This window comes from Pseudomonas sp. R11-23-07 (genome assembly GCF_003852295.1).
Lineage (GTDB): Bacteria > Pseudomonadota > Gammaproteobacteria > Pseudomonadales > Pseudomonadaceae > Aquipseudomonas.
On the sequence record NZ_CP027761.1, the window covers coordinates 5030087 to 5053636 of the forward strand.

Consider the following 23550-nt stretch of genomic DNA (forward strand, 5'->3'; position numbering starts at 1 on the left):
GACAGTGTATATTCATCCAGTCTTTAGCCGTATACTCCGGCATTATTTACGCCCGCCGTGCGAGGCCATCTTGGACAAGATCCTGATTCGTGGGGCTAGAACCCACAACCTGAAGAACATCGACCTGACCCTGCCCCGGGACAAATTGATCGTTATCACCGGCCTGTCCGGCTCGGGCAAATCGTCCCTGGCGTTCGACACGCTGTACGCCGAAGGCCAGCGGCGCTATGTGGAATCGCTGTCGGCCTATGCCCGGCAGTTCCTGTCAATGATGGAAAAGCCCGACGTCGACACCATCGAAGGTTTGTCGCCGGCCATTTCCATAGAGCAGAAGTCGACGTCCCATAACCCGCGCTCCACCGTGGGCACCATTACCGAAATTTACGATTACCTGCGTCTGCTGTATGCACGGGTGGGTATTCCCCGCTGCCCGGACCACGATATTCCGCTGGAAGCCCAGACCGTCAGCCAGATGGTCGACCTGGTCCTGACCCAGCCGGAAGGTGCCAAGCTGATGCTGCTGGCGCCCGTCATCCGCGAGCGCAAGGGTGAGCACCTGTCGGTCTTTGAAGAGCTGCGGGCGCAAGGTTTCGTGCGCGCCCGCATCAACGGCAAGCTCTATGAGCTGGATGAAGCGCCGAAGCTCGACAAGCAGAAGAAGCACTCCATCGATGTAGTAGTCGACCGCTTCAAGGTGCGTGCCGATCTGCAGCAGCGCCTGGCGGAGTCGTTCGAGACCGCGCTGAAGCTGGCAGACGGTATTGCCCTGGTGGCGCCGATGGACGATGAGCCGGGCGAAGAGGTCATTTTCTCTGCGCGCTTTGCCTGCCCGATCTGCGGCCACGCTATCAGCGAACTGGAACCCAAGCTGTTTTCCTTCAACAACCCGGCCGGCGCCTGCCCGACCTGCGATGGTCTGGGCGTTAAGCAGTTCTTCGACATCAAGCGCCTGGTCAATGGCGAACTGACCTTGGCCGAGGGGGCGATACGCGGCTGGGACAGGCGCAACGTCTATTACTTCCAGATGCTGGGGTCGTTGGCGTCCCACTATAAGTTCAGCCTGGAGGTGCCGTTCAACCAATTGCCGGCTGACCAGCAGAAGGTCATCCTCAATGGCAGTGGTTCGCAGAATGTCGACTTCAAATACCTGAACGACCGGGGCGATATCGTCAAACGTTCGCACCCGTTCGAAGGCATCGTGCCAAACCTGGAACGTCGCTATCGCGAGACCGAGTCGGCGAGCGTACGTGAAGAACTGGCGAAATTCCTCAGCACCCAACCTTGCCCTGATTGTCGCGGCACTCGCCTGCGCCGTGAAGCGCGGCATGTGTGGGTTGGCGAGAAGACGTTGCCGGCGGTGACCAACCTGCCAATCGGCGATGCCTGTGAATACTTTGGCGTGCTCAAGCTGACCGGCCGCCGCGGGGAGATTGCCGACAAGATCCTCAAGGAAATTCGCGAACGTCTGCAGTTCCTGGTCAACGTCGGCCTGGACTATCTATCGCTGGATCGCAGTGCTGATACCTTGTCGGGTGGCGAGGCCCAGCGGATTCGCCTGGCCAGCCAGATCGGCGCAGGGCTGGTGGGCGTGTTGTACATCCTCGACGAGCCGTCGATTGGCCTGCACCAACGTGACAATGATCGCCTGCTGGGTACGCTGAAACACCTGCGGGATATCGGCAACACGGTAATTGTGGTCGAGCACGATGAAGACGCTATTCGCCTGGCGGATTACGTCGTTGATATCGGCCCGGGGGCTGGCATACATGGCGGGCATATTGTCGCCGAAGGCACACCTGCCGAAGTAATGGCTCATCCGGACTCCCTGACCGGTAAATACCTGTCTGGCCGGGTCAAAATTCAAGTGCCGGCCAAACGTACTCCGCGCAACAAGAAGATGGCCTTGCACCTCAAGGGTGCCCGTGGCAACAACTTGCGCAATGTGGACCTGGAAATTCCCCTGGGCCTGCTGACCTGTGTGACCGGTGTTTCCGGTTCGGGCAAGTCGACGCTGATCAACAACACGCTGTTCCCATTGAGTGCCACCGCCCTGAACGGTGCCACTACCCAGGAAGCGGCGGCCCACGACAGCATCAAGGGCCTGGAACACCTAGACAAGGTGGTCGATATCGACCAGAGCCCGATTGGCCGTACGCCGCGTTCCAACCCAGCGACGTATACCGGGCTGTTCACGCCGATTCGCGAGCTGTTTGCCGGCGTTCCGGAATCCCGCTCGCGGGGTTATGGGCCGGGCCGCTTCTCGTTCAACGTCAAGGGCGGTCGCTGTGAAGCCTGCCAAGGCGACGGCTTGATCAAGGTAGAGATGCACTTCCTGCCGGATATCTACGTGCCGTGCGACGTGTGCAAGAGCAAACGCTATAACCGCGAAACCCTGGAAATCAAATACAAGGGCAAGAACATCCACGAAACCCTGGAGATGACCATCGAGGAAGCCCGGGTGTTCTTCGATGCGGTTCCGGCGCTGGCGCGCAAGCTGCAGACGTTGATGGATGTTGGCCTGTCTTATATCAAGCTGGGGCAGTCGGCGACCACGCTATCGGGTGGTGAAGCGCAGCGGGTGAAGTTGTCCCGTGAGTTGTCCAAACGAGATACGGGCAAAACCCTGTACATCCTTGATGAACCCACCACGGGCCTGCACTTTGCCGATATCCAGCAACTGCTGGACGTGCTGCACCGCTTGCGAGATCACGGCAACACAGTGGTAGTTATCGAGCACAACCTGGACGTGATCAAGACGGCCGACTGGCTGGTAGACCTCGGACCGGAGGGCGGTTCCAAGGGCGGCCAGATCATTGCGGTCGGTACACCGGAGCAAGTCGCCGAAATGTCACAGTCCCATACTGGCTACTACCTGAAGCCGCTGCTGGAGCGTGACCGGGCCTGATTTATCGGGCCCAATAAAAAGCCCCTGTCACCTCATCGGTGGCAGGGGCTTTTTTGCAGCCGGAATCAGAACTGCGATTGCAGGTAATTTTCCAGGCCGATCAGCTTGATCAGACCCAACTGCTTTTCCAGCCAGTAGGTGTGATCTTCTTCGGTGTCATTCAACTGCACTCGCAGGATTTCACGAGTGACATAGTCGTTGTGCTGCTCGCACAGCTCAATGCCCTTGCAGAGCGCGGCCCTGACCTTGTATTCCAGGCGAAGGTCAGCAGCGAGCATATCCGGCACCGTGGTGCCCACATCCAAGTCGTCGGGGCGCATACGTGGCGTACCTTCGAGCATGAGGATACGGCGCATCAGTGCGTCAGCGTGCTGCGCCTCTTCTTCCATCTCATGATTGATACGTTCGTAGAGCTCGGTAAAGCCCCAGTCTTCGTACATGCGCGAATGGATGAAATATTGGTCACGAGCTGCCAGTTCGCCCGTCAGCAACGTGTTGAGGTAATCGATTACGTCGGGGTGACCTTGCATCGCCCTACATCTCCCTGCTTGAAAGTCTGTAGTTTGAACCATGATGACTTGAAGGTCACGGGATCAACGGCAGAAAAGCGAAGATTTCCGGAGAAAAGTAGCTGAAATAACGCAAAAACCGCCCAAATGAGGGCGGTTCTGCTTATCGTTTAGAGTCAGTTAAGCGATACACCCAGTGCCTTTGCGATTGCTTCTCCATAAGCGGGGTCCGCCTTATAGAAATGCTGCAGTTGGCGCTGGACCACATCATTGGAAACGCCGCTCATCGCACCGGCGATGTTGCTGGTAAGCAGCGCTTTCTGCTCGTCGCTCATCAAGCGGAACAGCGCGCCGGCGTGGCTGTAGTAATCGGTATCTTCGCGATGATCGTAACGATCTGCAGCGCCGCTCAAGGCCAATGCGGGCTCCGCGTAGTGTGGCGCCTGCTTAGGCGCATCGGCGTAGCTGTTTGGCTCGTAGTTGGGCGCTGCGCCACCGTTGCTGCCAAAGGCCATCGAACCGTCACGCTGATAGCTATTGACGGGGTTACGTGGGGCGTTCACCGGCAGCTGCTGGTGATTGGTGCCAACGCGGTACCGATGAGCATCTGCGTAGGCAAAGACGCGTCCTTGCAGCATACGGTCTGGCGACAGGCCAACGCCCGGAACCATATTGCTTGGGCCGAACGCGGCTTGTTCCACTTCAGCGAAATAGTTCTGCGGGTTGCGGTTGAGTTCCAGCTCACCCACCTCGATCAGGGGGAACTCCTTCTGCGACCAGGTCTTGGTTACATCGAAAGGGTTTTCGTAATGAGCATTGGCCTGGGCCTCGGTCATGACCTGGATGCAGACGCGCCATTTCGGGAAGTCACCGCGCTCGATTGCGCCGAACAGATCGCGCTGGGCGTAGTCTGGGTCGGTACCCGCCAGGCGCGCAGCTTCAGCCGGTGCCAGGTTCTTGATGCCTTGCTTGGTCTTGTAGTGCCATTTCACCCAGTGGCGCTCGCCCTTGGCGTTAATCAGGCTGTAGGTGTGACTGCCGAAGCCGTGCATGTGGCGGTAGCCGTCCGGGATGCCACGGTCCGAAAACAAGATGGTGACCTGGTGCAGCGCCTCTGGGGAGTGCGACCAGAAATCCCACATCATCTGCGCGCTTTTCAGGTTGCTTTGCGGCAAGCGCTTTTGGGTATGGATGAAATCGGGGAATTTCAGCGGGTCGCGGATGAAGAACACCGGCGTGTTGTTGCCAACGATGTCCCAGTTGCCTTCCTCGGTGTAAAACTTCAAGGCGAAACCGCGTGGGTCGCGCTCAGTGTCAGCCGAACCGCGCTCGCCACCCACAGTGGAGAACCGCAGGAAGGTCGGCGTTTGCTTACCTACTGACTCGAACAGCTTGGCGCTAGTGTATTGAGTGATGTCTTGGGTAACGGTGAACGTACCATAGGCGCCCGAACCTTTGGCGTGTACACGGCGCTCCGGAATATTTTCACGGTTGAAGTGAGCGAGCTTCTCGATCAGGTGAAAGTCGTCGAGCAGCAGTGGGCCACGGGGGCCGGCGGAACGGGAGTTCTGATTATCCGCAACGGGAGCGCCGCTGGCGGTGGTAAGGATTTTATTCTGGCTCATGCGCAATCTTCCTCAGGTCGGAATTGAAACTGCCGGCTAATCGGCTTGGAGGGAGTATTGATCAACGGCATGACACCCACAAATTTATTAAATTGCGGACTTCAATAGAAAATTACTACCAACCAAGGCAATACGCATAGTGCCCCTTGCTCCATAGGGAAACTTGTACATATCGCGCTTTTGTTACGCGCACAAAAAACCGGGCGCTAGGCCCGGTTCTTCGTTACAGACTCGTCTTACTCGGCGCTTACAGCTTCGCCGGCAGTAGCACGATCAACCAACTCGACGTACGCCATAGGCGCGTTGTCGCCAGTGCGGAAACCGCACTTGAGGATGCGCAGGTAGCCACCCTCACGGGTAGCGTAACGCTTGCCCAGGTCGTTGAAGAGCTTACCAACGATAGCTTTCGAACGAGTACGGTCGAAAGCCAGACGGCGGTTAGCCAGGCTGTCTGTCTTGGCCAAAGTGATCAGCGGCTCAGCAACGCGACGCAGTTCTTTAGCTTTCGGCAGTGTAGTTTTGATCAGCTCGTGCTCGAACAGCGACACCGCCATGTTTTGGAACATGGCCTTGCGGTGCGAGCTGGTACGGCTCAGGTGACGACCACTTTTACGATGACGCATGGTTCATTCCTTACCAAACTCACGTTCGGTGATTACGACGATCAGGCAGTCGCCTTGTCGTCCTTCTTAAGACTTGCAGGCGGCCAGTTGTCGAGGCGCATGCCGAGGGACAGACCGCGGGAGGCCAGAACGTCCTTGATTTCAGTCAAGGATTTCTTGCCCAGGTTCGGAGTCTTCAACAGTTCTACTTCGGTACGCTGAATCAGATCACCGATGTAGTAAATGTTTTCCGCCTTAAGGCAGTTAGCCGAACGTACAGTCAGTTCCAGATCGTCAACCGGGCGAAGCAGGATCGGATCGATCTCGTCTTCCTGCTCGATTACCACTGGTTCGCTGTCACCTTTGAGGTCGACGAACGCAGCCAACTGCTGTTGCAGAATGGTTGCAGCGCGGCGGATAGCCTCTTCAGGATCCAGGGTACCGTTGGTTTCCAGATCAATAACCAGCTTGTCCAGGTTAGTACGCTGTTCGACACGGGCGTTTTCCACCACGTATGCGATACGGCGAACCGGGCTGAACGAAGAGTCAAGCTGCAAGCGACCAATGCTGCGGCTTTCGTCTTCATCGCTCTGACGCGAGTCGGCCGGTTCATAACCACGACCACGAGCTACGGTGAGCTTCATGTTCAGGGCGCCGTTAGACGCCAGGTTAGCGATTACGTGATCGGGGTTAACGATCTCGACATCATGATCCAGCTGAATATCGGCAGCGGTAACCACCCCCGAACCCTTCTTCGACAAGGTCAGCGTAACTTCGTCACGGCCGTGCAGCTTGATAGCCAGACCTTTAAGGTTCAACAGGATTTCAATTACGTCTTCCTGTACACCTTCGATGGCGCTGTACTCGTGGAGCACACCGTCAATCTCGGCCTCGACTACTGCACAGCCGGGCATTGAGGACAACAGGATGCGGCGCAGCGCGTTGCCCAGGGTGTGGCCAAAACCACGCTCGAGAGGCTCGAGCGTAATTTTAGCGCGGGTTGGACTGACAACCTGCACATCAATGTGGCGGGGTGTCAGGAACTCATTTACCGAAATCTGCATGGATGCACCTATTTTCTAGCCCTTACTTGGAGTAGAGCTCGACAATCAGGCTTTCGTTGATGTCGGCGGACAGATCACTGCGAGCAGGAACGTTCTTGAAAACGCCCGACTTCTTCTCAGTGTCTACTTCTACCCATTCTACGCGGCCACGTTGGGCACACAGATCGATAGCTTGGACAATGCGAAGTTGGTTTTTTGCTTTCTCGCGAACTGCGACCACGTCACCAGCACGAACCTGGTAGGACGGAACGTTTACGGTCTGACCGTTAACGCTGATCGACTTGTGCGATACCAGCTGACGGGATTCGGCACGAGTCGAACCAAAGCCCATACGGTATACAACGTTGTCCAGACGGCATTCGAGCAGTTGCAGCAGGTTTTCACCGGTTGCACCTTTTTTGCCAGCAGCTTCTTTGTAGTAGCCGCTGAACTGACGCTCGAGAACGCCGTAAATACGACGGACCTTCTGCTTTTCACGCAGTTGGGTGCCGTAATCGGACTGGCGACCGCGGCGTTGGCCGTGGATACCAGGTGCTGCTTCAATGTTGCACTTCGATTCGATCGCGCGCACGCCGCTCTTCAAGAAGAGATCGGTGCCTTCGCGACGAGCGAGTTTGCATTTTGGACCAATGTAACGAGCCATTCTTTACAATCTCCTGGATTACACGCGGCGCTTCTTCGGCGGACGGCACCCGTTGTGCGGGATTGGCGTCACGTCGGTGATGCTGGCGATCTTATAGCCACAGCCGTTCAAAGCACGGACAGCAGACTCACGACCTGGACCTGGACCTTTGACGTTAACGTCGAGGTTTTTCAGGCCGTATTCCAGCGCAGCTTGGCCAGCACGTTCAGCAGCTACTTGAGCAGCGAACGGGGTGGACTTGCGGGAACCGCGGAAACCCGAACCACCGGAGGTAGCCCAAGAAAGCGCGTTACCTTGACGGTCGGTGATGGTCACGATTGTGTTGTTAAAAGATGCATGGATGTGGGCGATGCCATCAACCACTGTCTTTTTAACTTTTTTACGAGGACGAGCAGCAGGTTTTGCCATGATAATTTTCCTGTCGATTCGCGTGGGCGATTACTTGCGGATCGGCTTACGCGGACCTTTACGGGTACGCGCGTTAGTCTTGGTACGCTGACCGCGCACTGGAAGACCACGACGATGACGCAGACCACGGTAGCAACCGAGGTCCATCAAACGCTTGATTTTCATGTTGATTTCGCGACGCAGGTCACCTTCAGTGGTGAACTTCGCCACTTCGCCACGCAACAGCTCAATCTGCTCGTCGCTCAGATCTTTGATCTTTGCGGCTGGGTTTACCCCAGTATCTGCGCAAATTTTCTGCGCAGTAGTGCGACCAACACCATAGATGTAGGTCAGCGAGATAACAGTGTGCTTGTTATCTGGAATGTTAACGCCTGCAATACGGGCCATTCAGTGGGACTCCAATTGACAGCTACCTACGCCCCGGAAGCCAAGAAATAGGGCGCGAGATAATATCGCTGTAATAACAAATAATCAACCCGGCAGCGCACTAGCTGCCGGGCTTCAAGCGGATCACACTCAGCCTTGGCGCTGTTTGTGACGCGGTTCCGCGCTGCAAATTACTCGAACAACACCTTCGCGGCGAATAATCTTGCAGTTACGGCACAGCTTTTTCACCGATGCACGAACTTTCATCACCAACTCCTCGAACCTTATGGGGTACTCAGCGCAACATGCCGCTGCCGTAGCCCTTCAGGTTGGCTTTCTTCATCAGGGATTCGTACTGGTGCGAAACGAGGTGCGATTGTACTTGGGACATGAAGTCCATCACAACCACGACCACGATCAGCAACGAGGTCCCGCCAAGGTAGAACGGAACGTTTGCTGCAACCACCAGGAACTGGGGAAGCAGACACACGGCCGTCATATATAGAGCACCGAACAGGGTCAAACGAGTCAGAACGCCATCAATGTAGCGCGCAGACTGCTCACCTGGACGAATACCCGGAATAAAGGCACCGGACTTCTTCAGGTTTTCCGCTACGTCTTTCGGATTGAACATCAACGCCGTATAGAAGAAGCAGAAGAAAATAATCCCTGCACTAAACAGCAGAATATTCAACGGCTGACCAGGAGCGATCGACTGAGAGAGGTCCTGCAGCCAGCCCATATTTTCGGACTGACCAAACCAGGTACCCAACGAAGCCGGAAACAGCAAGATGCTGCTCGCGAAAATTGCCGGAATAACGCCGGCCATATTCACCTTCAGCGGCAAGTGGCTAGTCTGCGCAGCAAAGACCTTACGGCCCTGCTGACGCTTGGCGTAGTGAACAGCAATACGACGCTGGCCACGCTCAATGAACACCACAAAACCGATAATCGCTACTGCCAGCAAACCGATGGCAACCAAGGCGAAGATATTGATATCGCCCTGACGCGCAGACTCGAAAGACTGCCCGATTGCTCTCGGAAGACCGGCGACGATACCTGCGAAAATCAACATCGAGATACCGTTGCCAACACCACGCTCAGTAATCTGCTCACCCAGCCACATCATGAACATCGCACCAGCCACAAAAGTGGATACCGCGACGAAATGGAAGCCAAAGTCACCAGTGAACGCAACGCCCTGCCCAGCCAGGCCAACGGACATGCCGATAGCTTGAACCAGGGCGAGGACGACAGTGCCGTAGCGGGTGTACTGGCTAATCTTGCGACGGCCAGCTTCACCTTCCTTCTTCAACTGCTCCAACTGCGGGCTGACGGCGGTCATCAGTTGCATGATGATCGATGCCGAAATGTACGGCATGATCCCCAGTGCAAAGATGCTCATCCGTTCCAGCGCGCCGCCGGAAAACATGTTGAACAAGCTAAGAATGGTCCCCTCATTCTGTCGAAACAGGTCTGCGAGTCGGTCCGGGTTGATACCTGGAACCGGGATGTGTGCGCCTATTCGGTAGACGATAATCGCCAGGAACAGAAAACGCAGACGAGCCCAAAGTTCAGACATACCGCCTTTGCCGAGCGCTGAGAGAGCACCTTGCTTAGCCATTTATTCCTCGAACTTGCCGCCAGCTGCTTCGATAGCCGAACGCGCACCTTTGGTGGCGCCGATTCCCTTGCCGATAGTGACAGCGCGAGTCACTTCACCGGACAGCATGATTTTCACACGCTGTACGTTGACGTTGATCACGTTGGCATCTTTCAGGGTCTGCACAGTAACGATGTCGCCTTCCACTTTAGCCAGCTCGGACAGACGCACTTCTGCGCGGTCCATGGCTTTCAGGGATACGAAACCGAACTTAGGCAGGCGACGATGCAGCGGCTGTTGACCGCCTTCAAAGCCTGGAGCAATGGTGCCACCGGAGCGGGAGGTTTGACCTTTGTGGCCACGGCCACCAGTCTTACCCAAACCGCTACCGATACCACGGCCCGGACGATGCTTTTCGCGACGGGAACCCGGCGCTGGACTCAGATCATTGAGTTTCATCGATTAACCCTCTACACGCAGCATGTAGTAAGCCTTGTTGATCATCCCGCGATTCTCGGGAGTATCCTGGACTTCTACAGTGTGACCGATGCGACGCAGACCCAGACCTTTAACGCACAATTTGTGGTTAGGGATGCGGCCGGTCATGCTTTTGATCAGCGTTACTTTAACGGTAGCCATGATCAGAAGATCTCCTTGACAGTCAAGCCGCGCTTGGCAGCAATGGACTCAGGAGATTGCATAGCTTTCAAACCTTTGAAAGTGGCGTGAACCACGTTTACCGGGTTAGTCGAGCCGTAGCACTTGGCCAGAACGTTCTGAACGCCAGCAACTTCGAGGACAGCACGCATAGCGCCGCCAGCGATGATACCGGTACCTTCAGAAGCAGGCTGCATGTACACCTTCGAAGCGCCATGGGCGGACTTCATTGCGTACTGCAGAGTGGTGCCGTTCAGATCAACTTGGATCATGTTGCGACGAGCAGCTTCCATTGCCTTCTGGATCGCGGCAGGCACTTCACGTGACTTGCCACGGCCGAAGCCAACACGCCCTTTACCATCACCAACCACGGTCAACGCGGTGAAAGTGAAGATACGGCCGCCCTTAACGGTTTTGGCTACGCGGTTAACTTGAACCAGCTTCTCAATGTAGCCTTCGTCGCGCTTTTGGTCGTTATTTGACATAACTTAGAACTCCAGCCCAGCTTCACGAGCAGCATCAGCCAGCGCTTTAACGCGGCCGTGGTACTTGAAGCCAGAGCGGTCGAAAGCCACTTGCGAGACGCCCACGGCCTTAGCACGTGTAGCGACCAGCTGGCCAACCTTTGTGGCCGCGTCGATGTTGCCGGTGGCACCATCACGCAGTTCTTTATCCAAAGTCGAGGCGCTTGCCAGGACTTTGTTGCCGTCGGCCGAGATGACCTGGGCGTAGATATGCTGCGACGAGCGGTACACGCAGAGACGCACGACTTCGAGTTCGTGCATTTTCAGGCGTGCTTTGCGAGCGCGACGCAGTCGAGTAACTTTTTTGTCGGTCATTTGCTATGCCCTACTTCTTCTTGGCTTCTTTACGACGGACGACTTCGTCCGCGTAGCGCACACCTTTGCCTTTGTACGGCTCTGGTGGACGGAAGTCGCGGATCTCAGCGGCCACCTGACCTACCAGCTGCTTATCGATGCCCTTGATCAGGATATCGGTTTGGCTAGGGGTCTCAGCGGTGATGCCTTCCGGCAGTTCGTAATCCACTGGGTGCGAGAAGCCAAGGGCAAGGTTCAGAACCGTGCCTTTTGCTTGCGCTTTGTAACCAACACCGACCAGCTGGAGCTTACGCTCGAAGCCTTGGCTTACGCCTTGGACCATATTGTTTACCAACGCACGCGTGGTACCGGCCATTGCGCGAGTTTGTTGATCGCCATTGCGAGCAGCGAAACGCAGCTCACCAGCTTCTTCAACGATCTCAACGGACGAATGGATGTTCAGTTCAAGAGTGCCCTTGGCACCCTTCACCGAAAGCTGTTGGCCTGCGAATTTGACTTCGACACCGGCTGGCAGCTTAACGGGGTTCTTAGCGACGCGAGACATGCTTATCCCCCCTTAGAACACAGTGCAAAGAACTTCGCCGCCGACACCGGCAGCGCGCGCAGCACGATCCGTCATCACACCTTTGTTGGTGGAGACGATAGACACGCCCAGACCGCCACGAACTTTCGGCAGATCTTCAGCGGACTTGTACTGACGCAGGCCTGGACGGCTAACGCGCTTCACTTCCTCGATGACCGAACGGCCTTCGAAGTACTTCAGCTCGATGGACAGCAACGGCTTGATTTCGCTGCTGATCTGATAACCCGCAATGTAACCTTCGTCTTTCAGGACTTTGGCAACAGCTACCTTCAACTTGGAAGATGGCATGCTTACGACGGACTTTTCAGCCATCTGGGCATTACGGATACGAGTTAGCATGTCCGCTAACGGGTCCTGCATACTCATGGGCTAGACGCTCCTAATACACAAAAAATTAGCCTTGCGGCTACATATGTCGCCGAGAATCTCCGAGCGTAAAAAACACGGGCTCAGGCGAGCCGCGTATTTTAGACACAGTCCGGAAATGAAACAAGCCCCAAAAGGGGCTTGTTCCAGATTCAAGGTCACCGGCGGTCAGTATCTTGCGATACCAACCACCTTGACGCTGAAAGTACTTACCAGCTGGCTTTAACCAGACCTGGTACGTCACCACGCATTGCCGCTTCACGCAGTTTGTTACGGCCGAGGCCGAACTTGCGGTAAACGCCGTGTGGACGACCGGTCAGGCGGCAGCGGTTACGCATGCGCGAGGCGCTTGCGTCACGTGGCTGCTTCTGCAGAGCAACTGTAGCCTCCCAACGCGCTTCTGGACTTGCGTTCAGATCAACGATGATTGCTTTCAGTGCTGCACGCTTCTTGGCGTACTTGGCAACCGTGAGCTGACGTTTCAGCTCGCGGTTTTTCATGCTCATCTTGGCCATGGTCCTACTCCAATCAGTTGCGGAACGGGAATTTGAAAGCACGCAACAGGGCGCGACCTTCATCATCGTTCTTGGCAGTGGTGGTCAGGGTGATGTCCAGACCGCGGAGAGCATCGATCTTGTCGTAGTCGATTTCCGGGAAGATGATCTGCTCTTTCACGCCCATGCTGTAGTTACCACGACCATCGAAGGACTTGGCATTCAGGCCGCGGAAGTCGCGAACCCGAGGCAGGGAGATCGACAGCAGACGATCCAGGAATTCGTACATACGCTCACGGCGCAGAGTCACTTTGACGCCGATCGGCCAGCCTTCGCGGACTTTAAAGCCAGCGATGGATTTCCGAGCGTAAGTCACAACGACTTTTTGACCGGTGATCTTTTCCAGGTCAGCAACAGCGTGCTCGATGACTTTTTTGTCACCGACCGCTTCGCCCAAACCCATGTTCAGGGTGATTTTGGTAACGCGTGGAACTTCCATCACGTTCGAAAGCTTAAGTTCTTCCTTAAGTTTCGGTGCGATTTCTTTCCAGTAAATCTCTTTTAGTCGTGCCATGGTCTTCTACCTAGCAGTGTTCAAGCATCAACCGCTTTTTGGGTCGACTTGAAGACACGAATTTTCTTGCCATCTTCTACTTTGAAACCAACGCGGTCAGCCTTGTTGGTTTCGCCGTTGAAAATGGCGACGTTAGAAGCGTCCAGCGGAGCTTCTTTTTCGACGATACCGCCCTGCACGCCCGACATCGGGTTAGGCTTGGTATGACGCTTGACCAGGTTCAGACCGCCGATAACCAGACGGTTATTAGCGAGAACCTTAAGCACCTTACCGCGCTTACCTTTGTCTTTGCCGGCGATCACGATGATCTCGTCGTCACGACGAATCTTTTGCATGTCGGATCTCCTTACAGCACTTCTGGGGCGAGCGAGACGATCTTCATGAACTTCTCAGTACGAAGTTCACGGGTCACTGGCCCAAAGATACGGGTGCCGATAGGCTCTTGCTTGTTGTTCAGAAGAACAGCAGCGTTGCCATCAAAGCGGATAATGGAGCCATCAGCACGACGTACGCCGTGACGAGTGCGGACTACAACAGCAGTCATCACTTGGCCTTTTTTCACTTTACCGCGAGGAATTGCTTCCTTGACGGTAACCTTGATGATGTCACCGATACCAGCGTAACGACGATGGGAGCCACCCAGCACCTTGATGCACATAACGCGGCGAGCGCCGCTGTTATCGGCCACATCGAGCATGGATTGAGTCTGAATCATATAATTTCTCCGACCCCTAGTCCTTAGACTTCCACAGCGCGTTCGAGAACATCAACCAATGCCCAAGACTTGGTCTTGGCCAGCGGACGAGTTTCACGAATAGTGACTTTGTCGCCGATGTGGCACTGATTGGTTTCGTCGTGCGCGTGCAGCTTAGTCGAACGCTTAACATATTTACCGTAGATCGGGTGCTTAACGCGACGCTCGATCAAAACGGTGATGGTTTTGTCCATCTTGTCGCTGACAACACGGCCAGTCAGCGTACGGACAGTCTTTTCGGCTTCAGCCATGATCACTTACCTGCCTGCTGGTTGAGCACAGTCTTCACGCGAGCGATGTCGCGCTTAACTTGCGAGAGCAGATGAGACTGCCCCAACTGGCCAGTTGCTTTCTGCATACGCAGATTGAACTGGTCGCGCAGCAGGCCGAGCAGTTGCTCGTTCAGCTGCTGTGCGGATTTTTCACGAAGTTCATTCGCTTTCATCACATCACCGTCCGTTTAACAAAGGCGGTGGCGAGCGGCAGCTTTGCAGCAGCCAGGGCAAAAGCCTCACGCGCCAGCTCTTCAGTTACACCCTCGATTTCATACAGGACTTTGCCTGGCTGAATCTGGGCTACCCAGTATTCCACGTTACCCTTACCTTTACCCATCCGAACCTCAAGAGGTTTTTTGGAGATCGGCTTGTCCGGGAATACACGGATCCAGATCTTGCCGCCACGTTTTACGTGACGGGTCAGAGCACGACGCGCTGACTCGATCTGACGAGCGGTGAGACGACCACGAGCTACAGACTTCAGCGCGAACTCGCCGAAGCTGACTTTGCTACCGCGCTGAGCCAGACCACGGTTGTGGCCTGTCATCTGCTTGCGGAACTTCGTACGCTTTGGTTGCAACATTTGGCGTACCCCTTACTTAGCAGCTTTTTTACGAGGCGCTGGTGCTTGTGGTTTCAGTTCTTCTTGGCGACCACCAATTACTTCGCCTTTGAAGATCCAAACCTTTACACCGATCACACCGTAAGTGGTGTGAGCTTCGTAGTTGGCATAGTCGATGTCGGCACGCAGGGTGTGCAATGGCACACGACCTTCGCGATACCATTCAGTACGTGCGATTTCAGCACCGCCGAGACGACCGCTCACTTGGATTTTGATGCCTTTGGCACCAATGCGCATGGCGTTCTGTACAGCGCGCTTCATAGCGCGACGGAACATGACACGACGCTCCAGCTGCTGAGCTACGCTCTGCGCAACCAGCATACCGTCGAGCTCCGGCTTGCGGATCTCTTCGATATTGATGTGCACAGGCACACCCATTTGCTTGGTCAGGTCCTGACGCAGTTTCTCAACATCTTCACCTTTCTTCCCGATAACGATACCTGGACGAGCGGTGTGGATGGTGATACGTGCGGTTTGCGCCGGGCGATGGATATCGATACGGCTTACGGACGCGCTTTTTAGTTTGTCTTGGAGATACTCACGCACCTTCAGATCAGCGAACAAATAGTCCGCATAAGTCCGGCCGTCTGCATACCAGACGGAGGTGTGTTCCTTGACGATTCCCAGGCGAATGCCAATGGGATGTACTTTCTGACCCATCTCTTCGACTCCGTTACTTGTCAGCAACCTTGACAGTGATATGGCAAGACCGCTTGACGATGCGATCAGCACGGCCTTTGGCACGTGGCATGATGCGCTTCAGCGAACGCCCTTCGTTGACGAAAACGGTGCTGACCTTCAGGTCATCAACGTCTGCGCCTTCGTTATGCTCGGCGTTGGCTACGGCCGACTCCAGCACTTTCTTCATGATCTCGGCGGCTTTCTTACTGCTGAAAGCCAACAGGTTGAGCGCTTCGCCCACCTTCTTCCCGCGGATCTGGTCGGCGACCAAGCGGGCTTTCTGGGCGGAGATTCGAGCGCCCGACAACTTAGCGGCTACTTCCATTTCCTAACCCCTTAACGCTTGGCTTTCTTGTCTGCCACGTGCCCACGATAAGTGCGGGTACCGGCAAACTCGCCCAGTTTGTGGCCGACCATGTCTTCGTTAACGAGAACTGGGACGTGTTGACGACCGTTGTGTACTGCGATGGTCAAACCGACCATTTGTGGCAGGATCATCGAACGACGCGACCAGGTTTTAACTGGTTTGCGATCGTTCTTTTCCGCCGCCACTTCGATCTTCTTCAGTAGGTGAAGATCAATAAAAGGACCTTTTTTCAGAGAACGTGGCACTGTCGTATCCCTCTATTTACTTGCGACGACGGACGATCATTTTGTCGGTACGCTTATTACCACGAGTCTTCGCGCCCTTAGTCGGGAAGCCCCATGGCGATACCGGATGACGACCACCAGAGGTACGACCTTCACCACCACCGTGTGGGTGGTCAACCGGGTTCATGGCAACACCACGAACGGTTGGGCGAACGCCACGCCAGCGTTTGGCACCAGCTTTACCCAGCGAACGCAGGCTGTGCTCGGAGTTCGAGACTTCGCCCAGGGTCGCACGGCATTCAGCCAGTACTTTACGCATCTCACCAGAACGCAGACGCAGGGTCACGTAGACACCTTCACGAGCGATCAGCTGAGCCGAAGCACCAGCGGAACGAGCGATTTGCGCGCCTTTACCTGGCTTCAATTCGATGCCGTGTACGGTGCTACCAACTGGAATGTTGCGCAGTTGCAGAGCGTTGCCCGGCTTGATCGGTGCCAAGGCACCTGCGATCAGCTGGTCACCAGCACTCACGCCTTTAGGGGCGATGATGTAGCGACGCTCGCCATCTGCGTACAGCAGCAGAGCGATGTGAGCAGTACGGTTTGGATCGTATTCAATACGCTCGACAGTGGCGGAGATGCCATCTTTGTCGTTGCGACGGAAATCGACCAGACGATAATGCTGCTTATGGCCACCACCGATGTGACGAGTGGTAATACGACCATTGTTGTTACGACCACCAGTCTTCGATTTCTTCTCGAGCAGCGGTGCGTGAGGAGCGCCTTTATGCAGCTCCTGGTTGACCACCTTGACCACAAAACGGCGGCCAGGGGAAGTCGGTTTGCATTTAACGATTGCCATGATGCACCCCTTCCTTACTCAGCACTGCTGCTGAAATCGAGATCTTGGCCTGGTTGAAGGGAGATAACCGCCTTCTTCCAGTCATTACGCTTGCCCAGACCGCGAGCAGTGCGCTTGCTCTTACCCAGAACATTCAGGGTAGTAACACGCTCTACTTTCACGCTGAACAGGCTTTCGACGGCCTTCTTGATTTCCAGCTTGGTTGCGTCAGTTGCAACCTTGAAAACGAACTGGCCTTTCTTGTCAGCCAGAACCGTAGCCTTTTCGGAAACGTGCGGGCCAAGCAGAACTTTAAATACGCGTTCCTGGTTCATCCCAGCAGCTCCTCGAATTTCTTCACGGCCGACACGGTGATCAACACCTTGTCGTATGCGATCAGACTAACTGGATCGGAACCTTGCACGTCACGTACATCAACGTGAGGCAGGTTGCGAGCAGCCAGGTACAGGTTCTGATCAACAGCTTCAGACACGATCAAAACGTCGGTCAGGCTCATGTTGGTCAGTTTGCCCAGCAGTTCTTTGGTTTTTGGACTTTCAACAGCGAAGTCCTGAACCACGACCAGACGATCAGTACGCACGAGTTCAGCAAGGATGGAGCGCAGTGCTGCGCGGTACATCTTCTTGTTGAGCTTCTGAGAGTGATCCTGTGGACGAGCTGCGAAAGTGGTACCACCGCCACGCCAGATTGGGCTACGGATAGTACCGGCACGAGCACGGCCAGTGCCTTTCTGACGCCAAGGGCGCTTACCGCCACCACGTACGTCGGAACGGGTCTTTTGCTGCTTGCTACCTTGACGGCCGCCGGCCATGTAGGCCACGACTGCTTGGTGAACCAGCGTCTCGTTGAATTCGCCGCCAAATGTCAGTTCGGAAACTTCGATCGCTTGAGCGTCATTTACATTTAATTGCATGTCAGCTTCCCCTTAACCGCGAGCCTTGGCCGCTGGACGTACAACCAGGTTGCCGCCAGTAGCGCCAGGAACAGCACCCTTGACCAACAACAGATTGCGTTCAGCGTCGACGCGCACTACTTCGAGGGACTGCACGGTCACGCGCTCAGCGCCCATATGACCGGACATTTTTTTGCCCTTGAATACACGACCAGGAGTCTGGCACTGGCCAATAGAGCCCGGGACGCGGTGGGAAACGGAGTTACCGTGAGTGTTGTCTTGACCACGGAAATTCCAACGCTTGATCGTACCCTGGAAGCCTTTACCCTTGGACTGACCGGTTACATCAACCAGTTGACCAGCGGCGAAGATTTCAGCGTTGATCAGATCGCCAGCCTTGTAGTCGCCGTCTTCAAGACGGAACTCCATGACGGTGCGACCAGCTGCAACGTTTGCTTTAGCGAAGTGACCTGCTTGAGCAGCAGTCACGCGCGAAGCACGACGCTCGCCGACAGTGACTTGCACTGCACGATAGCCATCGGTTTCTTCAGTTTTGAACTGGGTGACGCGATTCGGCTCGATCTCAATGACCGTGACCGGAATGGAGACACCTTCTTCGGTGAAAATACGGGTCATACCGCATTTACGACCGACTACACCAATAGTCATGTTGTAAACCTCATGAGTGTACGGGGCTTTCACCCGCTATGGCCGCCCATTTCAGAGCGTTACACGACTAAGACCCAAGTCTTAGCCGAGGCTGATCTGTACTTCCACACCGGCCGCCAGATCAAGCTTCATAAGTGCGTCAACGGTTTTATCCGTTGGCTGGACGATGTCCAGTACGCGCTTATGAGTGCGGATCTCGTACTGGTCACGCGCGTCTTTGTTGACGTGCGGGGAGACCAGAACGGTGAACCGCTCTTTACGGGTAGGCAGTGGAATTGGACCACGCACTTGAGCACCAGTACGTTTCGCGGTTTCCACGATTTCCTGGGTGGATTGGTCGATCAGGCGATGGTCAAAAGCCTTCAACCTGATACGGATTTGCTGATTTTGCATTGGATTTCAGACTCCGGCTGCTATTCCCAGCGAGCGCAATACGCCCGTTAAAAGGAGGCGCAATTCTATAGACGGCCCTGATAGGTGTCAACCCAATAAAAAAGGCCCCCGCTGAGCGGGGGCCTTTTCAAAACATCAGAACTATCTCAGAAGAGATAATTACTCGATGATTTTAGCTACAACGCCAGCACCAACGGTACGGCCGCCTTCACGGATTGCGAAACGCAGACCGTCTTCCATAGCGATGGTTTTGATCAGGGTGACAACCATTTTGATGTTGTCGCCTGGCATTACCATTTCTACGCCTTCCGGCAGTTCGCAGTTACCAGTCACGTCAGTAGTACGGAAGTAGAACTGTGGACGGTAGCCTTTGAAGAACGGAGTGTGACGGCCGCCTTCTTCTTTGCTCAGCACGTACACTTCAGCTTCGAACTTGGTGTGCGGCTTAACCGAACCTGGCTTGACCAGAACCTGGCCACGCTCAACGTCGTCACGCTTGGTACCACGCAGCAGAACGCCGCAGTTCTCGCCAGCACGACCTTCGTCGAGCAGTTTACGGAACATTTCAACACCGGTGCAGGTGGTGACGGTAGTGTCACGCAGACCAACGATTTCCAGTGGATCTTGAACCTTGACGATACCGCGCTCGATACGACCAGTCACAACAGTACCGCGACCGGAGATCGAGAATACGTCTTCGATTGGCATCAGGAACGGCTTGTCGATAACACGGACTGGATCTGGGATGTAGCTGTCCAGAGTCTCAACCAGTTTACGAACGGACGTGGTGCCCATTTCGTTGTCGTCTTTGCCTTCCAGAGCCATACGAGCAGAACCGATGATGATCGGAGTGTCGTCACCTGGGAAGTCGTAAGTGCTCAGCAGATCGCGCACTTCCATCTCAACCAGTTCCAGCAGCTCAGCGTCGTCTACCAGGTCAGCCTTGTTCAGGTAAACCACGATGTACGGAACGCCAACCTGACGGGACAGCAGGATGTGCTCACGGGTTTGTGGCATCGGACCATCAGCGGCCGAGCAAACCAGGATTGCGCCGTCCATCTGGGCAGCACCGGTGATCATGTTCTTCACATAGTCAGCGTGACCTGGGCAGTCAACGTGAGCGTAGTGACGGATCAGCGAGTTGTATTCAACGTGCGCGGTGTTGATGGTGATACCACGAGCTTTTTCTTCTGGTGCGCTGTCGATTTTATCGAAATCAACGATTGCGGAACCGAATACTTCGGAGCAAACGCGAGTCAGAGCAGCAGTCAGAGTGGTTTTACCGTGGTCAACGTGACCGATAGTGCCAACGTTGACGTGCGGTAGGGAACGATCAAATTTTTCTTTAGCCACGACAATTAACTCCTTGCCTAAAGGACTGAATCAGCCTTGTTTTTTGGATACAGTTTCAGCGATGTGCGCCGGAGCTGTGTTGTATTTTTTGAATTCCATAGAGTAGCTTGCGCGACCCTGAGACATGGAGCGAACGTCGGTCGCATAACCGAACATCTCACCCAACGGAACCTCGGCGCGAATCACTTTGCCGGAAACCGTGTCTTCCATACCCAAGATCATGCCGCGACGACGGTTAAGGTCGCCCATGACATCACCCATATAGTCTTCAGGTGTAACAACTTCTACCGCCATGATTGGCTCAAGCAACTCACCACCGCCCTTCTGGGCCAGTTGCTTGGTTGCCATGGAGGCAGCCACCTTAAACGCCATCTCGTTGGAGTCGACGTCGTGGTAAGAACCGTCAAAAACGGTTGCTTTCAGGCCGATCAGCGGATAGCCGGCAACAACACCGTTCTTCATCTGCTCTTCGATACCCTTCTGGATAGCAGGGATGTATTCCTTAGGAACAACACCACCTACTACTTCGTTCACGAATTGCAGACCTTCCTGACCTTCGTCAGCAGGAGCAAAACGGATCCAGCAGTGACCGAACTGACCACGACCGCCGGACTGACGAACGAACTTGCCTTCGATTTCACAGCTCTTCGTGATGCGCTCACGATAGGAAACCTGAGGCTTACCGATGTTGGCTTCGACGTTGAACTCACGGCGCATCCGGTCAACCAGGATGTCCAGGTGAAGCTCGCCCATGCCCGAGATGATCGTTTGACCAGTCTCTTCATCAGTCTTGACGCGGAAAGATGGATCTTCCTGAGCAAGCTTGCCCAGAGCGATACCCATTTTTTCCTGGTCATCCTTGGTCTTAGGCTCAACGGCAACCGAAATAACCGGCTCCGGGAAGTCCATGCGAACCAGGATGATTGGCTTGTCAGCGTTGCACAAGGTTTCACCGGTGGTGACGTCCTTCATGCCGATCAAGGCCGCGATGTCACCAGCGCGTACTTCCTTGATCTCTTCGCGGGCGTTTGCGTGCATTTGCACCATACGACCCACGCGCTCTTTCTTGCCTTTAACCGAGTTGATTACGCCGTCGCCGGAGTTCAACACGCCCGAGTAAACGCGGACGAAGGTCAAGGTACCCACGAATGGGTCAGTGGCAATTTTAAATGCCAGAGCGGAAAACGGTTCTGCGTCGTCTGCATGACGCTCCAGCTCGATAGTCTCGTCATCCGGGTCGGTACCCTTGATGGCAGGAATATCAACCGGTGCCGGCAGGTAGTCGATCACAGCATCGAGAACCAGGGGAACACCCTTGTTCTTGAACGAGGAGCCACAAACAGCCAGGACGATCTCACCAGCGATAGTACGCTGACGCAGAGCAGCCTTGATTTCCACGTTGGTGAGTTCTTCACCTTCGAGGTACTTGTTCATCAGCTCTTCGTTGGCTTCGGCCGCAGCTTCAACCATGTTGTTGCGCCATTCGTCAGCCAGTTCCTGCAGTTCAGCAGGGATAGGCTTGCGAACAGGAACCATACCTTTGTCGGCATCGTTCCAGTAGACAGCTTCCATGGTCAGCAGATCGATCTGGCCCTGGAAATTATCTTCGGAACCGATAGCCAACTGGATCGGCACCGGAGTGTGACCCAGACGTTGCTTGATCTGACCGATCACGCGCAGGAAGTTGGCACCAGCACGGTCCATCTTGTTTACGTAAACAAGACGTGGAACGCCGTATTTGTTGGCTTGACGCCATACGGTTTCCGACTGTGGCTCAACACCCGAGGTACCGCAGAACACAACGACAGCGCCGTCGAGTACGCGCAGGGAACGTTCAACTTCAATGGTGAAGTCTACGTGGCCCGGGGTATCGATTACGTTGAAGCGGTGCTCGTCTTTGTATTGCTTCTCGGAACCTTTCCAGAAGGCGGTAATAGCAGCAGAAGTAATGGTAATACCACGCTCCTGCTCCTGAACCATCCAGTCTGTGGTCGCGGCGCCGTCATGCACCTCGCCCATCTTGTGACTTTTGCCGGTGTAAAACAGTACGCGCTCGGTGGTGGTGGTTTTACCAGCATCCACGTGAGCGACGATACCGATATTACGGTAGCGGCTAATCGGAGTAGTACGAGCCATAAAGCCCTCGCAAAATTAGTGAAGCTAAAATTAGAAGCGGTAGTGCGAGAAAGCTTTGTTAGCTTCAGCCATACGGTGCACGTCTTCACGCTTCTTAACAGCAGCACCTTTACCTTCAGCAGCGTCCAACAGTTCGCCGGCCAAACGCAGGGCCATAGACTTCTCGCCGCGCTTACGGGCGAAGTCTACCAACCAGCGCATTGCCAGAGCGTTACGACGGGACGGACGAACTTCAACCGGAACCTGGTAAGTAGCACCGCCTACACGGCGCGACTTCACTTCGACCAGCGGAGCGATGGCGTCGAGAGCTTTCTCGAAGATTTCCAGGGGGTCGCTGTTCTTGCGTTCTTTAACCTTTTCCAGCGCGCCATAAACGATACGCTCGGCAACGGCTTTCTTGCCGCTTTCCATTACGTGGTTCATGAACTTGGCCAGAATTTGGCTTCCGTATTTTGGATCGTCAAGCACTTCGCGCTTGGCTGCTACGCGTCTTCTTGGCATGGATAAGCCCTCAAACGGTCTTCAGGTTCGCTCGGAATCGGTGCCCTTTCGGGACGCCTCCGACCTTACTCTTATCGACTCAGAAAATAAGATGATTCAGGTTTACAAAAAGCCGTTACTACTTAGGCTTCTTGGTACCGTACTTCGAACGACCCTGGTTACGACCTTTAACGCCGGAAGTATCCAAGGAGCCGCGTACGGTGTGATAACGAACACCTGGCAAGTCTTTTACACGACCGCCGCGGATCAGTACCACGCTGTGCTCTTGCAGGTTGTGGCCTTCACCGCCGATGTACGAGGAAACCTCGAAACCGTTGGTCAGGCGCACACGGCATACTTTACGCAGTGCCGAGTTAGGTTTTTTCGGCGTGGTGGTATACACACGGGTGCATACGCCACGACGTTGCGGGCAGTTCTGCAGCGCAGGCACGTCGGATTTCTCGACGATACGCTTACGCGGCTGACGTACCAGCTGGTTGATAGTTGCCATCTACTAGCTCCACTGTTGTCTTGCGACGCTATTGTCTTGCAAGAAAAGCAAAATGGCAGGAACGAATTCCCGCCAAATTTAGGGGTACAAGAG

The 23550-nt window shown here is 55.0% G+C and carries 35 protein-coding genes; 1 reads left to right on the plus strand and 34 read right to left on the minus strand.

Annotated elements, in window-relative coordinates; genetic code table 11:
* The first annotated feature begins 70 nt into the window (after positions 1–70).
* Positions 71–2905: an excinuclease ABC subunit UvrA gene (uvrA, locus tag C4J84_RS23025; RefSeq protein WP_124430602.1), complete on the plus strand. Its 2835-nt coding sequence runs from the start codon at positions 71–73 to the stop codon at positions 2903–2905.
* 65 nt (positions 2906–2970) lie between these two features.
* On the opposite strand, the gene bfr is transcribed toward uvrA, so the two are convergent.
* The 34 genes from bfr to rpsL form a co-directional block, all read right to left on the minus strand.
* Positions 2971–3435, minus strand: a complete 465-nt coding sequence (gene bfr, locus C4J84_RS23030; RefSeq protein WP_003176400.1) for a bacterioferritin — start codon at positions 3433–3435, stop codon at positions 2971–2973.
* Between the two features lie 155 nt (positions 3436–3590).
* Positions 3591–5039, minus strand: a complete 1449-nt coding sequence (locus C4J84_RS23035) for a catalase (RefSeq protein WP_124372025.1) — start codon at positions 5037–5039, stop codon at positions 3591–3593.
* Between the two features lie 236 nt (positions 5040–5275).
* Complete coding sequence (gene rplQ, locus C4J84_RS23040) at positions 5276–5662, minus strand: 50S ribosomal protein L17 (protein WP_007918448.1); 387 nt, start codon at positions 5660–5662, stop codon at positions 5276–5278.
* A 41-nt stretch (positions 5663–5703) separates the two neighbouring features.
* Positions 5704–6705, minus strand: a complete 1002-nt coding sequence (rpoA, locus tag C4J84_RS23045) for a DNA-directed RNA polymerase subunit alpha (RefSeq protein WP_003176403.1) — start codon at positions 6703–6705, stop codon at positions 5704–5706.
* Between the two features lie 22 nt (positions 6706–6727).
* Positions 6728–7348: a 30S ribosomal protein S4 gene (rpsD, locus tag C4J84_RS23050; RefSeq protein ID WP_124436163.1), complete on the minus strand. Its 621-nt coding sequence runs from the start codon at positions 7346–7348 to the stop codon at positions 6728–6730.
* 18 nt (positions 7349–7366) lie between these two features.
* Positions 7367–7756 (minus strand): 30S ribosomal protein S11, encoded by a 390-nt coding sequence (gene rpsK / locus C4J84_RS23055; protein ID WP_002555466.1) that lies wholly within the window; start codon positions 7754–7756, stop codon positions 7367–7369.
* A gap of 30 nt (positions 7757–7786) precedes the next feature.
* On the minus strand, positions 7787–8143 hold the full coding sequence (gene rpsM / locus C4J84_RS23060) for a 30S ribosomal protein S13 (RefSeq protein ID WP_003210063.1): 357 nt from the start codon (positions 8141–8143) through the stop codon (positions 7787–7789).
* A gap of 129 nt (positions 8144–8272) precedes the next feature.
* Positions 8273–8389: a 50S ribosomal protein L36 gene (gene rpmJ / locus C4J84_RS23065; protein WP_002555468.1), complete on the minus strand. Its 117-nt coding sequence runs from the start codon at positions 8387–8389 to the stop codon at positions 8273–8275.
* 28 nt (positions 8390–8417) lie between these two features.
* Positions 8418–9746 (minus strand): preprotein translocase subunit SecY, encoded by a 1329-nt coding sequence (secY, locus tag C4J84_RS23070; RefSeq protein ID WP_003194637.1) that lies wholly within the window; start codon positions 9744–9746, stop codon positions 8418–8420.
* Positions 9747–10184, minus strand: coding sequence for a 50S ribosomal protein L15 (rplO, locus tag C4J84_RS23075; RefSeq protein ID WP_003176407.1), 438 nt, complete (start codon positions 10182–10184; stop codon positions 9747–9749). It abuts the gene before it with no gap.
* 3 nt (positions 10185–10187) lie between these two features.
* A complete protein-coding gene (rpmD, locus tag C4J84_RS23080) occupies positions 10188–10364 on the minus strand; it encodes a 50S ribosomal protein L30 (protein WP_003176408.1) in 177 nt (58 codons plus the stop codon).
* Between the two features lie 2 nt (positions 10365–10366).
* Positions 10367–10867: a 30S ribosomal protein S5 gene (rpsE, locus tag C4J84_RS23085; RefSeq protein ID WP_003176409.1), complete on the minus strand. Its 501-nt coding sequence runs from the start codon at positions 10865–10867 to the stop codon at positions 10367–10369.
* 3 nt (positions 10868–10870) lie between these two features.
* Positions 10871–11221 carry a 50S ribosomal protein L18 gene (gene rplR, locus C4J84_RS23090; RefSeq protein WP_017135964.1) on the minus strand — a complete coding sequence of 117 codons (351 nt, stop codon included), beginning with the start codon at positions 11219–11221 and terminating at the stop codon, positions 10871–10873.
* Between the two features lie 10 nt (positions 11222–11231).
* Complete coding sequence (rplF, locus tag C4J84_RS23095) at positions 11232–11765, minus strand: 50S ribosomal protein L6 (protein ID WP_003176412.1); 534 nt, start codon at positions 11763–11765, stop codon at positions 11232–11234.
* Between the two features lie 12 nt (positions 11766–11777).
* A complete protein-coding gene (gene rpsH / locus C4J84_RS23100; protein ID WP_003176413.1) occupies positions 11778–12170 on the minus strand; it encodes a 30S ribosomal protein S8 in 393 nt (130 codons plus the stop codon).
* A 209-nt stretch (positions 12171–12379) separates the two neighbouring features.
* The gene (gene rpsN, locus C4J84_RS23105; protein WP_003176414.1) at positions 12380–12685 is read right to left on the minus strand and encodes a 30S ribosomal protein S14; all 306 of its coding nucleotides are present in this window, start codon (positions 12683–12685) and stop codon (positions 12380–12382) included.
* A 13-nt stretch (positions 12686–12698) separates the two neighbouring features.
* Positions 12699–13238 carry a 50S ribosomal protein L5 gene (gene rplE, locus C4J84_RS23110; protein WP_003176415.1) on the minus strand — a complete coding sequence of 180 codons (540 nt, stop codon included), beginning with the start codon at positions 13236–13238 and terminating at the stop codon, positions 12699–12701.
* A gap of 20 nt (positions 13239–13258) precedes the next feature.
* Positions 13259–13573 carry a 50S ribosomal protein L24 gene (rplX, locus tag C4J84_RS23115; RefSeq protein WP_003176416.1) on the minus strand — a complete coding sequence of 105 codons (315 nt, stop codon included), beginning with the start codon at positions 13571–13573 and terminating at the stop codon, positions 13259–13261.
* Between the two features lie 11 nt (positions 13574–13584).
* Positions 13585–13953: a 50S ribosomal protein L14 gene (rplN, locus tag C4J84_RS23120; RefSeq protein WP_002555479.1), complete on the minus strand. Its 369-nt coding sequence runs from the start codon at positions 13951–13953 to the stop codon at positions 13585–13587.
* Positions 13954–13976: 23 nt separating this feature from the next.
* Positions 13977–14243, minus strand: a complete 267-nt coding sequence (gene rpsQ, locus C4J84_RS23125) for a 30S ribosomal protein S17 (protein ID WP_003176419.1) — start codon at positions 14241–14243, stop codon at positions 13977–13979.
* A gap of 2 nt (positions 14244–14245) precedes the next feature.
* The gene (gene rpmC / locus C4J84_RS23130) at positions 14246–14437 is read right to left on the minus strand and encodes a 50S ribosomal protein L29 (protein WP_002555481.1); all 192 of its coding nucleotides are present in this window, start codon (positions 14435–14437) and stop codon (positions 14246–14248) included.
* The gene (gene rplP, locus C4J84_RS23135; protein ID WP_003232424.1) at positions 14437–14850 is read right to left on the minus strand and encodes a 50S ribosomal protein L16; all 414 of its coding nucleotides are present in this window, start codon (positions 14848–14850) and stop codon (positions 14437–14439) included. Before rplP ends, rpmC begins: the two co-directional genes overlap by 1 nt.
* A gap of 12 nt (positions 14851–14862) precedes the next feature.
* Positions 14863–15549 (minus strand): 30S ribosomal protein S3, encoded by a 687-nt coding sequence (rpsC, locus tag C4J84_RS23140; protein ID WP_003176422.1) that lies wholly within the window; start codon positions 15547–15549, stop codon positions 14863–14865.
* Positions 15550–15562: 13 nt separating this feature from the next.
* Positions 15563–15895: a 50S ribosomal protein L22 gene (rplV, locus tag C4J84_RS23145; RefSeq protein WP_003103908.1), complete on the minus strand. Its 333-nt coding sequence runs from the start codon at positions 15893–15895 to the stop codon at positions 15563–15565.
* Positions 15896–15906: 11 nt separating this feature from the next.
* Positions 15907–16182: a 30S ribosomal protein S19 gene (gene rpsS, locus C4J84_RS23150; protein WP_002555486.1), complete on the minus strand. Its 276-nt coding sequence runs from the start codon at positions 16180–16182 to the stop codon at positions 15907–15909.
* A 16-nt stretch (positions 16183–16198) separates the two neighbouring features.
* Positions 16199–17023: a 50S ribosomal protein L2 gene (gene rplB, locus C4J84_RS23155; RefSeq protein ID WP_003176423.1), complete on the minus strand. Its 825-nt coding sequence runs from the start codon at positions 17021–17023 to the stop codon at positions 16199–16201.
* 14 nt (positions 17024–17037) lie between these two features.
* The gene (rplW, locus tag C4J84_RS23160; protein ID WP_002555488.1) at positions 17038–17337 is read right to left on the minus strand and encodes a 50S ribosomal protein L23; all 300 of its coding nucleotides are present in this window, start codon (positions 17335–17337) and stop codon (positions 17038–17040) included.
* On the minus strand, positions 17334–17936 hold the full coding sequence (rplD, locus tag C4J84_RS23165) for a 50S ribosomal protein L4 (RefSeq protein WP_057014518.1): 603 nt from the start codon (positions 17934–17936) through the stop codon (positions 17334–17336). The genes rplW and rplD overlap by 4 nt, the downstream gene beginning before the upstream one ends.
* 12 nt (positions 17937–17948) lie before the next feature.
* The gene (gene rplC, locus C4J84_RS23170; RefSeq protein ID WP_003176425.1) at positions 17949–18584 is read right to left on the minus strand and encodes a 50S ribosomal protein L3; all 636 of its coding nucleotides are present in this window, start codon (positions 18582–18584) and stop codon (positions 17949–17951) included.
* Between the two features lie 81 nt (positions 18585–18665).
* The gene (rpsJ, locus tag C4J84_RS23175) at positions 18666–18977 is read right to left on the minus strand and encodes a 30S ribosomal protein S10 (protein WP_003186070.1); all 312 of its coding nucleotides are present in this window, start codon (positions 18975–18977) and stop codon (positions 18666–18668) included.
* A gap of 159 nt (positions 18978–19136) precedes the next feature.
* Positions 19137–20330 (minus strand): elongation factor Tu, encoded by a 1194-nt coding sequence (gene tuf / locus C4J84_RS23180; protein ID WP_003176426.1) that lies wholly within the window; start codon positions 20328–20330, stop codon positions 19137–19139.
* A 30-nt stretch (positions 20331–20360) separates the two neighbouring features.
* Entirely contained in the window at positions 20361–22466 is a 2106-nt protein-coding gene (fusA, locus tag C4J84_RS23185; protein ID WP_124364614.1) for an elongation factor G, read from the minus strand.
* A 30-nt stretch (positions 22467–22496) separates the two neighbouring features.
* The gene (gene rpsG / locus C4J84_RS23190; protein WP_002555493.1) at positions 22497–22967 is read right to left on the minus strand and encodes a 30S ribosomal protein S7; all 471 of its coding nucleotides are present in this window, start codon (positions 22965–22967) and stop codon (positions 22497–22499) included.
* A 118-nt stretch (positions 22968–23085) separates the two neighbouring features.
* Complete coding sequence (rpsL, locus tag C4J84_RS23195; protein ID WP_002555494.1) at positions 23086–23457, minus strand: 30S ribosomal protein S12; 372 nt, start codon at positions 23455–23457, stop codon at positions 23086–23088.
* Positions 23458–23550: the final 93 nt, after the last annotated feature.

Bases quoted from the DNA above. Each gene is read 5' to 3' on its own strand.
- rplB (WP_003176423.1), bottom strand. From the start codon at position 17,023: ATGGCAATCGTTAAATGCAAACCGACTTCCCCTGGCCGCCGTTTTGTG.
- rpsH (WP_003176413.1), bottom strand. From the start codon at position 12,170: ATGAGTATGCAGGACCCGTTAGCGGACATGCTAACTCGTATCCGTAAT.
- C4J84_RS23035 (WP_124372025.1), bottom strand. From the start codon at position 5,039: ATGAGCCAGAATAAAATCCTTACCACCGCCAGCGGCGCTCCCGTTGCG.
- rplF (WP_003176412.1), bottom strand. From the start codon at position 11,765: ATGTCTCGCGTCGCTAAGAACCCCGTTAAGCTGCCAGCCGGTGTCGAA.
- rplE (WP_003176415.1), bottom strand. From the start codon at position 13,238: ATGGCACGACTAAAAGAGATTTACTGGAAAGAAATCGCACCGAAACTT.
- bfr (WP_003176400.1), bottom strand. From the start codon at position 3,435: ATGCAAGGTCACCCCGACGTAATCGATTACCTCAACACGTTGCTGACG.
- rpsK (WP_002555466.1), bottom strand. From the start codon at position 7,756: ATGGCAAAACCTGCTGCTCGTCCTCGTAAAAAAGTTAAAAAGACAGTG.
- rpsD (WP_124436163.1), bottom strand. From the start codon at position 7,348: ATGGCTCGTTACATTGGTCCAAAATGCAAACTCGCTCGTCGCGAAGGC.
- rpsN (WP_003176414.1), bottom strand. From the start codon at position 12,685: ATGGCCAAGATGAGCATGAAAAACCGCGAGCTGAAACGTCAGCTCACG.
- secY (WP_003194637.1), bottom strand. From the start codon at position 9,746: ATGGCTAAGCAAGGTGCTCTCTCAGCGCTCGGCAAAGGCGGTATGTCT.
- rplP (WP_003232424.1), bottom strand. From the start codon at position 14,850: ATGTTGCAACCAAAGCGTACGAAGTTCCGCAAGCAGATGACAGGCCAC.
- rpsC (WP_003176422.1), bottom strand. From the start codon at position 15,549: ATGGGTCAGAAAGTACATCCCATTGGCATTCGCCTGGGAATCGTCAAG.
- rplO (WP_003176407.1), bottom strand. From the start codon at position 10,184: ATGAAACTCAATGATCTGAGTCCAGCGCCGGGTTCCCGTCGCGAAAAG.
- rpmJ (WP_002555468.1), bottom strand. From the start codon at position 8,389: ATGAAAGTTCGTGCATCGGTGAAAAAGCTGTGCCGTAACTGCAAGATT.
- rpsG (WP_002555493.1), bottom strand. From the start codon at position 22,967: ATGCCAAGAAGACGCGTAGCAGCCAAGCGCGAAGTGCTTGACGATCCA.
- rplC (WP_003176425.1), bottom strand. From the start codon at position 18,584: ATGACTATTGGTGTAGTCGGTCGTAAATGCGGTATGACCCGTATTTTC.
- rpoA (WP_003176403.1), bottom strand. From the start codon at position 6,705: ATGCAGATTTCGGTAAATGAGTTCCTGACACCCCGCCACATTGATGTG.
- rplV (WP_003103908.1), bottom strand. From the start codon at position 15,895: ATGGAAGTAGCCGCTAAGTTGTCGGGCGCTCGAATCTCCGCCCAGAAA.
- fusA (WP_124364614.1), bottom strand. From the start codon at position 22,466: ATGGCTCGTACTACTCCGATTAGCCGCTACCGTAATATCGGTATCGTC.
- rpsJ (WP_003186070.1), bottom strand. From the start codon at position 18,977: ATGCAAAATCAGCAAATCCGTATCAGGTTGAAGGCTTTTGACCATCGC.
- rpmC (WP_002555481.1), bottom strand. From the start codon at position 14,437: ATGAAAGCGAATGAACTTCGTGAAAAATCCGCACAGCAGCTGAACGAG.
- rpsE (WP_003176409.1), bottom strand. From the start codon at position 10,867: ATGTCAAATAACGACCAAAAGCGCGACGAAGGCTACATTGAGAAGCTG.
- rpsM (WP_003210063.1), bottom strand. From the start codon at position 8,143: ATGGCCCGTATTGCAGGCGTTAACATTCCAGATAACAAGCACACTGTT.
- rpsL (WP_002555494.1), bottom strand. From the start codon at position 23,457: ATGGCAACTATCAACCAGCTGGTACGTCAGCCGCGTAAGCGTATCGTC.
- rplX (WP_003176416.1), bottom strand. From the start codon at position 13,573: ATGCAAAAGATTCGTCGTGACGACGAGATCATCGTGATCGCCGGCAAA.
- rplR (WP_017135964.1), bottom strand. From the start codon at position 11,221: ATGACCGACAAAAAAGTTACTCGACTGCGTCGCGCTCGCAAAGCACGC.
- rplD (WP_057014518.1), bottom strand. From the start codon at position 17,936: ATGCAATTAAATGTAAATGACGCTCAAGCGATCGAAGTTTCCGAACTG.
- rpsQ (WP_003176419.1), bottom strand. From the start codon at position 14,243: ATGGCTGAAGCCGAAAAGACTGTCCGTACGCTGACTGGCCGTGTTGTC.
- rplW (WP_002555488.1), bottom strand. From the start codon at position 17,337: ATGAACCAGGAACGCGTATTTAAAGTTCTGCTTGGCCCGCACGTTTCC.
- rplN (WP_002555479.1), bottom strand. From the start codon at position 13,953: ATGATTCAGACTCAATCCATGCTCGATGTGGCCGATAACAGCGGCGCT.
- rpmD (WP_003176408.1), bottom strand. From the start codon at position 10,364: ATGGCTACCGTTAAAGTAACGCTGATCAAAAGCATGACCGGCCGCATC.
- rplQ (WP_007918448.1), bottom strand. From the start codon at position 5,662: ATGCGTCATCGTAAAAGTGGTCGTCACCTGAGCCGTACCAGCTCGCAC.